The sequence below is a fragment of the Streptomyces sp. genome, from assembly GCF_036524955.1.
Taxonomy (GTDB): Bacteria; Actinomycetota; Actinomycetes; order Streptomycetales; family Streptomycetaceae; genus Actinacidiphila.
This window is the reverse complement of sequence record NZ_DATDBG010000281.1, coordinates 1-15,324: the sequence shown is the minus strand read 5'-3', so window position 1 is coordinate 15,324 and position 15,324 is coordinate 1. Positions and strand designations below refer to the sequence as shown.

General features: G+C 75.3%; 9 protein-coding genes, 2 pseudogenes and 1 riboswitch. All 11 genes and pseudogenes read left to right on the top strand.

What is annotated here, in order from left to right:
* Positions 1 to 180: 180 nt before the first annotated feature.
* The gene (locus VIW71_RS22700) at positions 181 to 417 is read left to right on the top strand and encodes a hypothetical protein (RefSeq protein ID WP_331624360.1); all 237 of its coding nucleotides are present in this window, start codon (positions 181 to 183) and stop codon (positions 415 to 417) included.
* 374 nt (positions 418 to 791) lie between these two features.
* Positions 792 to 979, top strand: a riboswitch (cobalamin riboswitch).
* 108 nt (positions 980 to 1,087) lie between these two features.
* A pseudogene (locus VIW71_RS22695) lies at positions 1,088 to 2,101 on the top strand (cobalamin biosynthesis protein); the annotation flags it as partial.
* Between the two features lie 374 nt (positions 2,102 to 2,475).
* On the top strand, positions 2,476 to 4,005 hold the full coding sequence (locus VIW71_RS22690; protein ID WP_331624359.1) for a cobyric acid synthase: 1,530 nt from the start codon (positions 2,476 to 2,478) through the stop codon (positions 4,003 to 4,005).
* Complete coding sequence (gene cobN, locus VIW71_RS22685; RefSeq protein ID WP_331624358.1) at positions 4,002 to 7,688, top strand: cobaltochelatase subunit CobN; 3,687 nt, start codon at positions 4,002 to 4,004, stop codon at positions 7,686 to 7,688. The genes VIW71_RS22690 and cobN overlap by 4 nt, the downstream gene beginning before the upstream one ends.
* Before the next feature lie 120 nt (positions 7,689 to 7,808).
* Entirely contained in the window at positions 7,809 to 9,851 is a 2,043-nt protein-coding gene (locus tag VIW71_RS22680) for a putative cobaltochelatase (protein WP_331624357.1), read from the top strand.
* On the top strand, positions 9,851 to 10,456 hold the full coding sequence (gene cobO, locus VIW71_RS22675; protein ID WP_331624355.1) for a cob(I)yrinic acid a,c-diamide adenosyltransferase: 606 nt from the start codon (positions 9,851 to 9,853) through the stop codon (positions 10,454 to 10,456). The genes VIW71_RS22680 and cobO overlap by 1 nt, the downstream gene beginning before the upstream one ends.
* Entirely contained in the window at positions 10,453 to 11,949 is a 1,497-nt protein-coding gene (locus VIW71_RS22670; protein ID WP_414720815.1) for a cobyrinate a,c-diamide synthase, read from the top strand. The genes cobO and VIW71_RS22670 overlap by 4 nt, the downstream gene beginning before the upstream one ends.
* Positions 11,946 to 12,674 (top strand): precorrin-2 C(20)-methyltransferase, encoded by a 729-nt coding sequence (cobI, locus tag VIW71_RS22665; protein ID WP_331624353.1) that lies wholly within the window; start codon positions 11,946 to 11,948, stop codon positions 12,672 to 12,674. The genes VIW71_RS22670 and cobI overlap by 4 nt, the downstream gene beginning before the upstream one ends.
* Complete coding sequence (gene cobM / locus VIW71_RS22660; protein WP_331624352.1) at positions 12,671 to 13,486, top strand: precorrin-4 C(11)-methyltransferase; 816 nt, start codon at positions 12,671 to 12,673, stop codon at positions 13,484 to 13,486. Before cobI ends, cobM begins: the two co-directional genes overlap by 4 nt.
* Positions 13,487 to 13,490: 4 nt before the next feature.
* On the top strand, positions 13,491 to 14,729 hold the full coding sequence (cbiE, locus tag VIW71_RS22655; RefSeq protein ID WP_331624361.1) for a precorrin-6y C5,15-methyltransferase (decarboxylating) subunit CbiE: 1,239 nt from the start codon (positions 13,491 to 13,493) through the stop codon (positions 14,727 to 14,729).
* A pseudogene (locus VIW71_RS22650) lies at positions 14,726 to 15,324 on the top strand (precorrin-3B C(17)-methyltransferase); the annotation flags it as partial. The gene cbiE and the pseudogene VIW71_RS22650, both read left to right, overlap by 4 nt.

The following is a 15,324-nucleotide window of genomic DNA, read 5'->3' as shown; positions in this document are numbered from 1 at the left end:
CGCCCCGCGCCCCCCACCGCGGCGGGCACCGCGCCGCCGCCCGCCGCCGAGTCCGGGACCGTCGCGGCCGTCGTGCCGGCGCCCCCCGCCGCGGGCTCCTCCCCGCCGCAGGCAACCGCCGTCCCGGCCGTCCCCGCAACTCCCACCGCCGCGTCCGCCGCCACAGCCTGAAAGGCCCCCATGAGCATCGACTGGCACGCCCTCGGCTCGGTCTTCGCGGTCACCCTGCTGTCCACCGTCGGCCTGGTCGTCCTCTTCACCCTCGGCGTCGTCGGCCTCGCCGGCCGTTCGGCGACCGGTTCCCGTACGGGCGGCGGCGCGGCGCGCGACGTGTTCACCCGCGCCGGCGCGTACCTCTGCTTCGCCGCGTGCGCGGCGGCGGTGGCGTACGGCATCTATCTGATCGTCGCCAAGTAACCGGCCGTTCCGCCCCGGTCGTGGCCGAGTGACGGCCGGAGCGGTGCCGAACCGCGGCCGGGGCCGTACCGCTGAGGCCCAGCGGGCCGACCCGTCGGCCCCCAGGAAGCGGTCCGGCGCCGTCCCGAACCCCGACCCCGAGGCCGTACCGCGGACACCCAGCGGGCCGACAGCGGCGCGCACAGGGGCGGCGGCCCGGGAAACAGGCCGGCGCCGTCCCGAACCCCAGCCCCGGGGGCCGTACCGCGGGCCCGGCGGCGGGCCGCGGCGGGGGCGAGGGCGTGGAGGGCGGCGCGCCCGGGAAGGGCGCAACCGGCGTGTGGACCTCGCCACACTCCGTCCCCGCAGGTCAACGGCTGGTTGACGGGGTTTGCCGCACGTGGTGAACTGCGGGAGCCAATACGGCGGCAGGAGAGGAAGTCCGGTGTGAATCCGGCGCGGTCCCGCCACTGTCACCGGGGAGTGCACTCCCACCCGTATGTCACGGCCGGCTTGCCGGCTGGAAGACGGGGAGTGCGTGGATCCGGGAGCCAGGAGACTCTCACCGCCGGTCACGTCGAACCAGGGCGCGGACCCTGAGTGAGGACTTCTGCCATGCCCGGCCTGCGCGAGCCCTGCCCCTGCCCCACGGCCCCCGTCCACCGGAGTCTGACGGCGACGGGCTGAGCCGATGCGTACGGATCGCGTTGGCCGTCGCCTGTACGCGTACGGTGCCACGCTCGGCTTTCTCACCGATCTCGCCGCGGGCGACCCGCGCCGCGGCCACCCGGTCGCCGGGTTCGGGCGGCTCGCGGGCGCACTGGAACGCCGGATGTGGCGGGACGACCGGGCCACGGGGGCGGTGTACGCGGCGCTGTGCGCCGGGGGCACGGTGGGCGTCGCGGCACTGGCACGGCGTTCGGTACGGTCCTCCGCCGTCCTGTCCGTCGCGCTGACCGCGGCGGCGACGTGGTCGGTGCTGGGCGGGACGTCGCTGGCCCGGGAGGCGCGGGCCGTCGCGGCGGCGCTGGAGGCGGGGGATCTCGCCGCCGCGCGGGCCCTGCTCCCCCACCTGTGCGGGCGCGACCCGCAGTGGCTCGACGCGGACGGGATCGCCCGCGCCGTCGTCGAATCGGTCGCCGAGAACACCTCAGACGCGGTCGTGGGCGCGCTGGTCTGGGGCGCCCTCGGCGGAGTGCCCGGCCTGGCCGGCTTCCGGGCTGCCAACACGCTCGACGCGATGGTGGGGCACCGGTCGCCACGCCACCTCCGGTTCGGCTGGGCGGCGGCTCGCCTGGACGACGTGGTCGGCTACCCGGGCGCACGCCTCACCGCCGCGCTCGCCGCCCTCGCCGCCCCTCACCCCCGCGACGCCCTGCGCGTCTGGCGCCGCGACGGCGCCCGTCACCCCAGCCCCAACGCCGGCCCCGTCGAAGCGGCCTTCGCCGGCGCCCTCCGGCTGCGGCTCGGCGGCACGCTCGCCTACGGCAGCCGCACGGAGCACCGCCCCCTCCTCGGCGCGGAGTTCCCCCCTCCGGGGGTCGCGGACATCGCCCGCGCCGTCCGTCTCTCCCGCCGCGTCAACGCGCTCGCCCTGGCCGCCTCGGTCCTCGCTCCGGTGGCGATCGGAACCCGCCGGCCGGCGCTGGTCGCCGCCGCGGGGGAAGGCAGCCGCCGTCCTCCCCGTCCGGGCCGCACGGCCGGCGACGGTTGCCGGCCCACCCAGCGGGACGCGGCCCAGGGGCCGGGGGGCGACGAGCGGACGCCACCCTCCGATCCGCCACGACGCCGAGGCACCGGGCGGCGCAACCCGGCGGTCCCGAACAGGCCGCACCCGACGCCGAAGGCCGCAGAACCGGGCTCCGCCCCGGGGCCGGGCGGCGACGAGCGGACGGCGCCCCGCAAGCCGCCGCAACGGCGAGACGCCGGGCGGCGCGACCCCGAGGTGCCGAGCACACACCGAGCCACGCCGGACGCAGGCCAGGGCCCAGGGCTGCCCCCGCGGATCGGCCGCCATGCTCTCGCCGGACTGCGCAGCCCGGCGGTGCGTAACAGGCCCGCGGACGAAAGGCGCACGCCGTGAAAGGGCTACTCGTCGCCGGCACCACGAGCGACGCGGGCAAGAGCGTCCTCACCGCCGGGATCTGCCGGTTCCTGGCACGCCGGGGCGTGCGGGTCGCTCCGTTCAAGGGGCAGAACATGTCGCTGAACAGCTTCGTGACCCGGGAGGGCGCGGAGATCGGGCGGGCGCAGGCGATGCAGGCGCAGGCCGCCCGCGTGGAGCCGAGCGCGCTGATGAACCCCGTGCTGCTGAAGCCCGGCAGCGACCGGAGCAGCCAGGTGGTGCTGCTCGGCAGGCCTGTCGGCGAGATGACCGCACGGGATTACCACGGGGGCCGGCAGGCGGAGCTGCTGGAGACCGTCGTGGAGTGCCTGAGGGAGCTCGGAAAGAGCCACGACGCCGTGATCTGCGAGGGCGCCGGCAGCCCCGCCGAGATCAACCTGCGCCGGACCGACATCGTGAACATGGCGCTGGCCCGGCGGGCCGGCCTGCCGACCCTCGTGGTCGGTGACATCGACCGCGGCGGCGTCTTCGCCTCGTTCTTCGGGACGACGGCGCTGCTGAGCCGGGAGGACCAGCGGCTCGTCGCGGGGTACGTGGTGAACAAGTTCCGCGGCGACCGCAGCCTGCTCCAGCCCGGTCTGGACATGCTCCACCGGCTCACCGGCCGCCCGACGCTCGGCGTGCTGCCGTACACGCACGGCCTCGGCATCGACGAGGAGGACGGCATGGGGGTACCCCCGGGCGGAGTCCGGGGGAGCGTGTCGGCGCGCGGCACCGTACGGGAGTCGGCCGTCGCGCCGCCGCACGGCCCGGACCTGCTGCGCGTCGCCGTCGCCGCCGTCCCGCTGATGTCCAACTTCACCGACGTGGACGCGCTGGCCGCCGAACCCGGCGTCGTCGTACGGTTCGTGGACCGTCCCGAAGAGCTCGCCGACGCGGACCTGGTCGTGCTGCCGGGCACCCGCGGCACCGTCCGCGCGCTGGAGTGGCTGCGGGAGCGCGGCCTGGCGGACGCGGTCAGGAAGCGCGCGGCCGACGGCCGCCCGGTGCTCGGCGTCTGCGGCGGCTTCCAGATGCTCGCCGAACACGTCGAGGACGACGTGGAGTCCAGGGCCGGTACGGTCCCGGGCCTCGGCCTGCTGCCGGTACGGATACGGTTCGCGGCCGGCAAGACCCTCGCCCGGCCGAGCGGCACCGCCTACGGCGAACCGGTCGACGGCTACGAGATCCACCACGGGGTGGCCGACGTGCGCGGCGGCGAACCGTTCCTCGACGGCTGCCGGGTCGGCGCGGTCTGGGGTACCCACTGGCACGGCTCGCTGGAGAACGACGCGTTCCGCCGCGCCTTCCTGCGCGAGGTGGCGAAAGCCGCGGGCCGGCGCTTCGTACCGGTGCCCGGCACGGAGTTCGCCGCGCTGCGCGAGGCGCAGCTCGACCGCCTCGGCGACCTGGTCGAGGAGCACATGGACACCGCCGCCCTGCTGCGGCTCATCGAGGACGGCGCGCCCGCCGGCCTCCCCTTCATCGCACCGGGGGCACCATGACCACCGTTCTGCTGCTGTCCACCGCCGACACCGATCTGCTGGCGGCCCGCGCGGCCACGACGGACGCGGTCGCGTACCGCATCGGCAACCCGTCCCGGGTGGACCCGGAGAACGATCTGCCGGCGCTGCTGGCGGGCGCGGACCTGGCCGTCGTACGCCTGCTGGGCGGGCGCCGCACCTGGGAGGCGGGGCTCGAAAAGCTCGCCGCGTCCGGCGTTCCCACGGTGCTGCTGGGCGGCGAGTCGGTGCCCGACGCCGAGCTGATGGCGATGTCGTCGGTGCCGGCGGGCGTCGTCGCGCAGGCGCTGCGGTACCTGGTCGAGGGCGGCCCCGGCAACCTCACCGAGCTGGCCCGCTTCCTGTCCGACACCGTCCTGATGAGCGGCGAGGGCTTCGACGCGCCGCGCCGCATGCCGGAGTTCGGCGTCCACGGCTCCTCCGCGGACGCGGACGCGTCCGGCGACGGCCGCCCCACGGTGGCGGTCCTCTTCTACCGCGCCCACGAACTCGCCGGGAACACCGCCTTCGTGGACACCCTGTGCGAGGCGATCGAGGCGAAGGGCGGCCGCGCGCTGCCGGTGTACTGCGGTTCGCTCCGGGGCGCGGAGCAGGGGCTGTACGACCTGCTGGGCCGGGCCGACGCGATCGTGACGACCGTACTGGCGGCCGGCGGCACGGTGGCCTCCGAGGCGAGCGCGGGCGGCGACGACGAGGCGTGGGACATCGGCGCCCTCGCCGAGCTGGACGTGCCGATCCTCCAGGGCCTGTGCCTGACCTCCTCCCGCGCCGCGTGGCAGGAGTCGGACGCGGCGCTGACACCGATGGACGCGGCGATGCAGGTGGCGATCCCGGAGTTCGACGGGCGGCTGATCACCGTGCCGTTCTCCTTCAAGGAGTCCGGCGGGGGCGGCGCCGCCGACGTACCGGTCTACGTCGCCGACCCGGAGCGCGCCGCCCGCGTCGCCGGGATCGCGGTCCGGCACGCCGCCCTGAAGCACAAGCCGAACGCCGACAAGAAGCTCGCGCTGGTCTTCACCGCCTACCCCACCAAGCACTCCCGGGTCGGCAACGCGGTCGGCCTGGACACGCCCGCCTCGGCCGTCCGGCTGCTGCACGCCCTGCGCGACGCCGGTTACCGGACCGGCGACTTCCCGTCCGACGGCGACGAGTTGATCCACCGTCTGATCGCGGCGGGCGGCCACGACGTGGAGTGGCTGACCGAGGAGCAGCTCGCTGCCGCGCCCGCCCGGGTCCCGCTCGCCGACTACCGGCGGTGGTTCGGCACGCTGGACGAGGAGTTGCGGGCCCGGATGCTGGAGCACTGGGGCGAGCCGCCGGGGGCGCTCTACGTGGACGGCGAGGACATCGTGCTGGCGTCGCTGCGGTTCGGCAACGTCGTCGTCATGATCCAGCCGCCGCGCGGCTTCGGCGAGAACCCGATCGCGATCTACCACGACCCCGACATGCCGCCGTCGCACCACTACCTGGCCGCGTACCGCTGGCTGGAAGGCACGTTCGGCGCGGACGCGATCGTCCATCTCGGCAAGCACGGCACGATGGAGTGGCTGCCCGGCAAGGGCCTCGGCCTGTCCGCCGGCTGCGCGCCCGACGCGGTTCTGGGCGAACTCCCCCTGGTCTATCCGTTCATCGTCAACGACCCCGGCGAGGGCACCCAGGCCAAGCGCCGCGGCCACGCCACCGTCGTGGACCACCTGGTGCCGCCGATGGCCCGCGCCGACTCCTACGGCGACCTCGCCAGGCTGGAGCAGCTTCTCGACGAGTACGCCCTGATCAACGACCTCGACCCGGCCAAGGCCCCGGCGGTCCGCAGCCAGATCTGGACCCTGATCCGCGCCGCCGAACTCCACCACGACCTGCACGTGGACGAGGAGCCCGGCGAGGACGGCTTCGACGAGTTCGTGCTGCACGTGGACGGCTGGCTCTGCGAGATCAAGGATGTGCAGATCAGGGACGGTCTGCACATCCTGGGCGGCGGCCCGGTCGGCGGGGCACGGGTCAACCTGGTGCTGGCGGTGCTGCGTTCGGCCCAGATCTGGGGCGGGGTGGGCGCCGCGCTGCCGGGCCTTCGGGCCGCGCTGGCCGAGTCGTTCGGCCTGGACGAGAAGACCCTGCTCGCCGAGCCGGGCGCACGGGCGGCCGTCCCCGACGCACTCACCGCCGTCGCCGGCGGCGGCCCGTCCCGTACCGCCTCCGACGCGGTCGACCTGCTGGAAGCGGTGGCCCGGCGGCTCGCCGAGGCGATGGAGGCACGGGACTGGGACGGCTCCTCGGCGGCCGGGATCGTACGGGACGTGCTCGGCGGGCGCCCGGTGCCGGACGCCGTACGGGTGCTGGAGTTCGCCGCCACCGAGGTCGTGCCGCGCCTGGCCCGTACCACCGACGAGATCGGCCACATCGTGCGGGCGCTGCGCGGCGGTTACGTGCCCGCCGGGCCGTCCGGCTCCCCCACCCGTGGCCTGGTGAACGTCCTCCCCACCGGCCGCAACTTCTACTCCGTCGACCCCAAGGCCATCCCCTCCCGCCTCGCCTGGGACGTCGGCACGGCCCTCGCCGACTCCCTGCTCGCCCGCCACCTCGCGGACACCGGCTCCTACCCGTCGTCGGTCGGCCTGACCGTGTGGGGCACGTCCTGCATGCGCACCCAGGGCGACGACATCGCCGAGATCCTGGCCCTGCTGGGGTGCCGGCCGGTGTGGGACGACGCGTCCCGCCGCGTCACCGGCTTCACCGTCGTTCCGCATCCGGAGCTCGGCCGGCCCCGGATCGACGTCACCGTCCGCATCTCCGGCTTCTTCCGCGACGCCTTCCCGCACGTCGTGGCCCTCCTGGACGACGCGGTCCGCGCGGTCGCCGCGCTGGACGAACCGGCGGACCTGAACTTCGTACGGGCCCACACCGACGAGGACCTCGCCGTCCACGGTGACCGGCGCCGCGCCACCGCCCGCATCTTCGGCTCCAAGCCGGGCGCTTACGGGGCGGGACTGCTGCCCCTGATCGACGCCCGCAACTGGCGGTCCGACGCGGATCTCGCCGAGGTGTACGCGGTGTGGGGCGGCTACGCGTACGGGCGCGGGCTGGACGGACGGCCCGCCCGCGGCGACATGGAGGCGGCCTTCCGGCGTATCCAGGTGGCGGCGAAGAACGTGGACACCCGCGAGCACGACATCGCCGACGCCGACGACTACTTCCAGTACCACGGCGGAATGGTGGCCATGGTGCGGCACCTCACGGGCACCTCGCCGGAGGCGTACGTCGGCGACAGCGCGCTGACGGACCAGGTCAGGACGCGGACGCTCGGCGAGGAGACGCACCGCGTCTTCCGGGCGCGGGTGGTCAACCCGCGCTGGATGGCGGCGATGCGGCGGCACGGGTACAAGGGTGCTTTCGAAATGGCCGCGACGGTCGATTACCTCTTCGGGTACGACGCGACGGCGGGTGTCGTGGACGACTGGATGTACGAGAAGCTGGCCGCCGCGTACGTCTTCGACCCGGAGAACCAGGAGTTCATGCGGAAGTCCAATCCGTGGGCTCTGCGCGGGATTTCGGAGCGCCTCCTGGAAGCGGCCGAGCGGAAGCTGTGGGAGAGCCCGGACCCGGAAACGCTTCACCGGCTGCGCGCCACGTATCTCGACCTCGAAGGGGAACTGGAGGGCGAGGCATGACCGATTCGACCCGGCCTTCCCGTTGCCGTGGTGCGGGCCGGTTGGGACCCGCACCCGAAAGCGGGAGTGCCGTACATCGCGGAAGTGCGTACCCGGAAAACGTCAAGGCGAGGAGCTTTCGTGAGTGCGGCATACCCCTTTTCCGCGTTGGTCGGGCAGGAGGACCTACGGCTTGCCCTGCTCCTCAACGCGGTGAGCCCCGCCGTGGGCGGCGTCCTCGTCCGTGGGGAGAAGGGCACGGCCAAATCCACGGCCGTGCGCGCCCTGAGCGCCCTTCTGCCGGACGTGCCGGTCATTCCGGGGTGCCGTTTCAGCTGTGACCCCGGGGCGCCGGACACGGCGTGCCCGGACGGCCCGCATGACGCCGGGACGGGGGGCACGGCCCGCCCCGCTCGCATGGTCGAACTCCCGGTCGGCGCCTCCGAGGACCGCCTCGTCGGTGCGCTCGACATCGAGCGTGCTCTGGCGGACGGCGTCAAGGCGTTCGAGCCCGGCCTGCTCGCTGCCGCGAACCGAGGCATCCTGTATGTCGATGAAGTCAATTTGCTCCACGACCACTTGATCGACCTCCTGCTGGACGCCGCCGCGATGGGGGCCAGCCACGTCGAGCGGGAGGGCGTCTCCGTGCGCCACGCCGCCCGTTTCCTCCTGGTCGGGACGATGAACCCGGAGGAGGGCGAGCTGCGCCCGCAGCTTCTGGACCGTTTCGGGCTGACCGTCGAGGTCGCGGCGTCCCGTGAGACGGACGAGCGGGTCGAGGTCGTGCGCCGCCGCCTCGCGTACGACGCCGATCCGGACGCCTTCGCCGCGCGGTGGGCCCCGGAGGAGGAGGCCCTGCGGGAACGGACAGCGGCGGCACGGGAGTTGCTGCCGCAGGTCCGGCTGGGCGACGCGGCGCTGCGGCAGATCGCCGCGACCTGCGCCGCGTTCGAGGTGGACGGTATGCGCGCCGACATCGTGATGGCGCGTACGGCGACGGCGCTCGCCGCGTGGGCGGGCCGTACCGTCGTCCTGGCCGAGGACGTACGCCGGGCGGCCCTGCTCGCGCTCCCCCACCGGCGGCGCCGCAACCCGTTCGACGCGCCGGGCCTGGACGAGGGCAAGCTGGACGAGACGCTGGAACGGGAGCGCGGCGAGGACGACGACCCTGACCCGGACGGCCCGGACGGCGGCGGGCAGCCCCCGCGGGGCGGCCCGGACACCGGGCACACGGACAGCGGCCCGGACGGTGCCTCGGACAACGGGCCGGACATCGGCCCGGCCGACGGACCCGGTACGGACGCGGCCCCGGAAAACGGTGCGGGCACGCCGGCGACGGAAGGCCGCGCCCCCGACGGCCGGCCCCCGTCCGCGGCCGGGGAACCGTACAGGACCCGCCCGCTCACCGTGCCCGGCACCGGGGAGGGCGCGGCGGGCCGCCGTTCGCGGGCGCGGACCGCGTACGGCAGGACGACCGGCGCGCGGCGGCCCGAGAGCACGCTGACCACGCTGCATCTGGCCGCGACCGTGCGGGCGGCGGCGCCGTACCAGCGGGCGCGCGGCCGTACGGGTGCCGGGCTGGTGGTACGGCGGGACGACCTGCGGCAGGCGGTACGGGAGGGCCGGGAGGGCAACCTCGTACTGTTCGTGGTGGACGCGTCGGGTTCGATGGCGGCGCGGCAGCGGATGGGCGCGGTCAAGGGCGCCGTCCTGTCGCTGCTGCTCGACGCCTACCAGCGGCGCGACAAGGTCGGGCTGATCACCTTCCGCGGCCGGGACGCGGAGCTCGCCCTGCCCCCGACCTCCTCGGTCGACGCGGGGGCCGCCCGGCTGGAGCGGCTGCCGACGGGAGGCCGTACGCCGCTCGCCGCGGGCCTGCTCAAGGCCCACGAGGTGCTGCGGGTGGAGCGGCTGCGGGACGCCTCGCGACGGCCGCTGCTGGTGGTGGTGACGGACGGCCGGGCGACCGGCGGCCCGGAGCCGGTGGCGCTGGCGGCGCGCGCGGCACGGCTGCTGAGCGCCGCCGGAGTCGCCTCGGTGGTCGTGGACTGCGAGTCGGGGCCGGTACGGCTCGGGCTCGCGGGGGCGCTGGCCCGGGAGCTGGGCGCGATCGCGGTCACGCTGGGGGAACTGCGCGCGGACACGGTGTCCGCGCTGGTCAAGGACGTACGGAGGGCCGCGTAATGCCGCAGGGACAGCCGAATGTGGTACCGGACGACGGCCTGACGACACGTCAGCGACGCAACCGCCCGCTGACGATCGTTCACACGGGTGTCGGCAAGGGCAAGTCGACGGCGGCCTTCGGTCTCGCGCTGCGCGCCTGGAACCAGGGCTGGCCGGTGGGGGTGTTCCAGTTCGTCAAGTCCGCGAAGTGGAAGGTCGGCGAGGAGCGGGCGCTGCGCGTCCTGGGCGCCTCCGGCGAGGGCGGCACGGTGGCCTGGCACAAGATGGGCGAGGGCTGGTCGTGGGTGCAGCGAACCGCCATGCAGTCGGCGACCAGTGAGGAGGCCGCCCGCGAAGGGTGGGAGCAGGTCAAGCGGGACCTGGCCGCCGAGACGTACCGGCTGTACGTCCTGGACGAGTTCGCGTACCCCATGCACTGGGGATGGGTCGACACGGCGGAGGTGGTCGCCGTGCTCCGGGACCGCCCCGGCACCCAGCACGTCGTCGTCACCGGCCGCAACGCTCCGCCCGACCTGATCGACGCCGCCGATCTCGTCACCGACATGTCCAAGGTCAAGCACCCCATGGACGTCGGCCAGAAGGGGCAGCGGGGCATCGAGTGGTGACCACGTCCATCCCCCGCCTCGTCGTCGCCGCGCCCTCGTCCGGCAGCGGCAAGACCACCGTCGCCACCGGGCTGATGGCCGCCTTCGCCGAGCGCGGCCTCACCGTCTCCCCGCACAAGGCCGGCCCGGACTACATCGACCCCGGCTACCACGCCCTGGCCACCGACCGCCCGGGCCGCAACCTCGACCCCTTCCTCTGCGGCCCCGACCGGATCGCCCCCCTCTTCCTGCACGGCGCGAAGGGCTGCGGACTCGCCGTCGTGGAAGGCGTGATGGGCCTGTTCGACGGCGCCTCGGGCCACGGCGAACTGGGCTCCACCGCCCAGGTCGCCACGCTGCTGCGCGCACCGGTGGTCCTGGTCGTGGACGCGTCCTCCCAGGCCCGCTCGGTCGCCGCCCTCGTCCACGGCTTCGCCTCCTGGGACCCGCGGGTGCGGCTCGGCGGCGTCGTCCTCAACCGCGTCGCCTCCCCCCGTCACGAGGAGATCCTCCGCTCCGCCCTCGACGAGACGGGCGTCCCGGTCCTCGGCGCCCTCCCCCGCGCCGACGACCTCCGCGTCCCCTCCCGCCATCTCGGCCTGGTCCCCGTCGCGGAACGGCGCGCGGACGCCCTCAGCTGGGTCCGCACCGCGGCGGCCCGGGTCCGCGCGGGGTGCGATCTGGAGAGCCTGCTGGCCCTGGCGCGCACGGCTCCGCCGCTGGACGCGGACCCGTGGGACCCGGACCGGGTGTGGGAGAGCGCCGACCCGTTGCGGGCGGACGTTCCGCGGGGCGGCGGGCGGGAGTCCGAACGGTCGTGGGCAGGCGTCCCGGGAGGCGGAGGGCGGGAGTCCCAGGAGTTGCGGGCGGGCGTCCCGCAGGGCTGGGGGTCTCCCCGACGACGTCAGGGGGAGGGTGGTCGCAACCCCGTCATCGCCGTGGCCGGCGGAGCCGCCTTCACGTTCGGGTACCCCGAAACCGTGGAACTCCTCCAGGCCGCCGGCGGGCACGTCGTTCCGTTCGACCCGCTCGCCGACGAAGCCCTCCCACCCGGCACCGCCGGGATCGTGATCGGCGGCGGCTTCCCCGAGATGTACGCCGCGCAGCTGTCCGCGAACGAACCCCTCCGCAAGGAGGTCGCCGCCTTCCGGGGCCCGATCGCCGCGGAGTGCGCCGGCCTGCTGTACCTGGCGAGCGAACTGGACGGCGCCCCCATGTGCGGGGTGCTGGACGCCAAGGCGGCCATGACCGACCGCCTCACCCTGGGCTACCGCGAAGCCGTCGCGCTCAGCGACACGGTCCTGACCAGGGCCGGAACCCGCCTGCGCGGCCACGAGTTCCACCGCACCCGGGTGGACCCGGGCGCGGGCCCGGCCCCCGCCTGGGGCTTCACCCACCCCGAGCGGCGTGCCGAAGGCTTCGTACGCGACCACGTGCACGCCTCCTACCTGCACGTGCACTGGGCCGCCGAGCCGTCGATGGCGCGGCGCTTCGTCGAGAGGTGTGCCGTATGACCCTGCGACTGACCGGAGTCGGGGTCGGCCCCGGCGATCCCGAACTGGTGACGGTGAAGGGAGTGAACGCGCTGCGCGCCGCACGCGTCGTCGTGGTCCCCGTGCTGGACACCGGTGAGCGCGGTCGCGCCGAGGCGACCGTACGGCACTACGTGGACGACCGGCGCATCGTCCGCGTGGTGTTCGCGCTGAACGAGCGCGGCGACCGGGCCCGGCGTGAGGCCGCCTGGGACGCGGCGGGCGTGCGCGTCGCCGAACTCCTCGCGGAGCACGGCTCGGTGGCGTTCGCGACGATCGGTGACCCGAACGTGTACTCGACCTTCACGTACCTCGTGGAGACGGTCACCCGACTGGTCGGGGACGTCACGGCCGAGACGGTGCCGGGCATCACCGCGATGCAGGACCTGGCGGCGCGCAGCGGCGCCGTACTCACCGAGGGGACCGAGCCGTTGACGCTGGTGCCGGTGACCGCGGGGGTCGCGGTGCTGAAGGAGGCGCTGGCGGGGCCTGGGACAGTGGTGGCGTACAAGTTCGGCCGGCTGGCGGCGGAGGTCGCCGCGGCGCTGCGCGAGACCGGGCGTGTCGAGGGCGCGGTGTGGGGCGCGTCGCTGGGGCTGCCGGAGCAGGAGATCCGGCCCGCGGCGGAGCTGTTGGACGGCCCGCTGCCGTATCTGTCGACGCTGATCGCGCCCGCGCGGCGGGACGGCCGGGGAGGAAAGCTGTGACCGAGAACCAGACCGGCGGCAAGGTGACGATCGTGGGCGCGGGCCCCGGCGCCGCCGACCTGCTCACGTTCCGCGCCGCGAGGGCGATCGCGGAGGCGGACATCGTCGTCTGGGCGGCGAGCCTGGTCCAGGCGGAGGTGCTGCGGCACGCCCGCGAGGGTGCCGAGATCATGGACTCGGCGGCGATGTCGCTCGAGCAGGTGACCGCGGTCTACGAGCGGGCGCGGGACGAGAAGCTGCGGGTGGCCCGGATCCACTCCGGGGACCCGGCGCTGTGGGGCGGCACACAGGAGCAGGTCGACCGGTGCGCGGCGCTCGGCATCGAGGTGGAGATCGTGCCGGGGGTGTCGTCGTTCTCGGCGGTCGCGGCGCTCGCCGGGCGGGAGCTGACGATCCCGGAGGTCGCGCAGTCGGTGGTCCTGACCCGGCTGGGCGGCGGGAAGACGCCGATGCCGCCGGGTGAGGAGGTGCGGGAGTTCGCGCGGCACGGTACGACGCTGGCGGTGTTCCTGTCCGCGGCCCGCTCCGGGCAGCTCGCCGCGGAGCTGCTGGAGGGCGGGTACCCCACGGACACGCCGGTGGTGATCGCCCACCAGGTGACCTGGCCGGAGGAGCTGCTGCTGCGCTGCACGGTCGGCACGCTCGAAGAGACCGTCAAGGCGCACAAGCTGTGGAAGCACACGCTGTTCCTGGTGGGGCCCGCGCTGGCCGCCTCCGGTACGCGCTCGCACCTCTACCACCCCGGGCACTTCCACGGTTTCCGGCGCGCCGACCCGGTCGCCCGGCGCGAGCTGCGTCCGTCCCGTGGGTGAGGGCGTGATCCGGGTCATCGGTACCGGGACGGTCGGCGGACCGGCGCCGGACGTGGGCGGCGCGGACCTGGTGGTGGGCGCGGCCCGGCACCTGGAAGCGGCGGCACTCCCCTCGGGCGTACGGCGGTTGGCGCTCGGGCCGGTGGCGCCGGCACTGGAGGTGATCGCGGAGTACCTGGCCGCGGACCGGCCGGTGGCGGTGCTGGCCTCCGGAGACCCGGGGTTCTTCGGGATCGTACGCGTGCTGGGCGCGCGGTTCGGCGCGGCGGCGCTGGACGTCCGGCCGTCGTCGCCGTCCGTCGCGGTGGCCTTCGCGCGGCTCGGCCTGACCTGGGACGACGCGGTGGTGGTGAGCGCGCACGGGCGGGACCTGCGGACCGCGGTCAACGTCTGCCGCGCACACCGGAAGACGGCCGTGCTGACCGGACCGGGCGCCGGTCCCGCGGAACTGGGCGCGGCGCTGGCCCGTACCGGCGTCGAACGCACCCTGGTGGTGGCCGCCGGGCTCGGCACGGACGAGGAGTCGGTGGTACGGGTCCGCGCCGGCGAGGCGGCGCGCCGCGCGTGGGGTGCCGGGGTGAGCGTGGTGCTCTGCCTCGCGGAAGAGGGGTCGTGGGTGGGTGGCCGGGCCCGTACGGTCGCGGGTCCGGCGCCCGCTCCCGCCGGGTGGGCGCTGCCCGAGGAGGCGTTCGCGCACCGCGACTCGATGGTCACGAAGTACGAGGTACGGGCCCTGGTGCTGGCCCGGCTCGGGCCGCGGACCGGCGAGCTGGTCTGGGACGTCGGAGCGGGGTCCGGGTCCGTGGCGGTGGAGTGCGCTCGGTTCGGCGCGGCGGTCGTCGCGGTCGAACGGGACCCGGAGGGCGCGGCCCGGGTGCGGGCCAACGCGGCGGCGCACGGCGTGGACGTCGAGGTCGTCCAGGGCGCCGCGCCCGCGGTCCTCGCGCGGCTGCCCGACCCCGACGCGGTGTTCGTCGGCGGGGGCGGCGCGGAGCTGGCGGCGATCGTGGCGCGGTGCGCGGCACGCGTCCGGCGGTCGGTGGTCGTGACCCTGGCGGCGGTGGACCGGGTACCCGCCGTACGGCATGCCCTGCGGGCGGCCGGCCTGGTACCGGACGGCGTCCTCCTCCAGTCCTCCCGGCTGTCCCCTCTCCCCGGCGACGTCACCCGCCTCGCCGCGGCCAACCCCGTTTTCGTCCTCTGGGGCACCCGCCCCCGACCTTCCGAAGGAGCACTCACGTGATCGGCCTCATCTCGGCGACAACGGCCGGCCGCCGCGGCTGCGAGCGGATCGCCGCCGCGTGGCCGGACCGGACCCGCCTCTACGAGGGCCCGGTCCGCGACGTCCTGCCGGCCGCCTTCGCCGCCTGCGACCAGCTCGTCCTCTTCCTGGCGACCGGCGCGGCCGTCCGGCTGCTCGCCCCGCTCCTGACCGGCAAGCACACCGACCCCGGTGTCGTCACCGTCGACGAGTCCCACGCCTACGCGATCGCCCTGCTGGGCGGCCACGCGGGCGGCGCGAACGCGTTGGCCTCCGCCGTCGCCCCCGTCCTCGGCGCACACCCGGTCATCAGCACCGCCACGGACGCCTCCGGGGTCACCCCGCTCGACACGCTGCCCTACCCCGCGGAAGGCGCGGTCCCGGCGGTGACGCGTGCGCTGCTCGATGGCGAAACGGTTCTCCTCCGCGCCGACGCGACCTGGCCTCTCCCCGCGCTCCCGGTCACCCCGGAGACCCCGCCGTCCGCGACCGCCCTCCCGGCCGCCCCGGAGCCCCCGCCGTCCGCGAACGCCCACCCGGCCGCCCCGCACCACGAGAGCCCGGCCACACCCTCAGC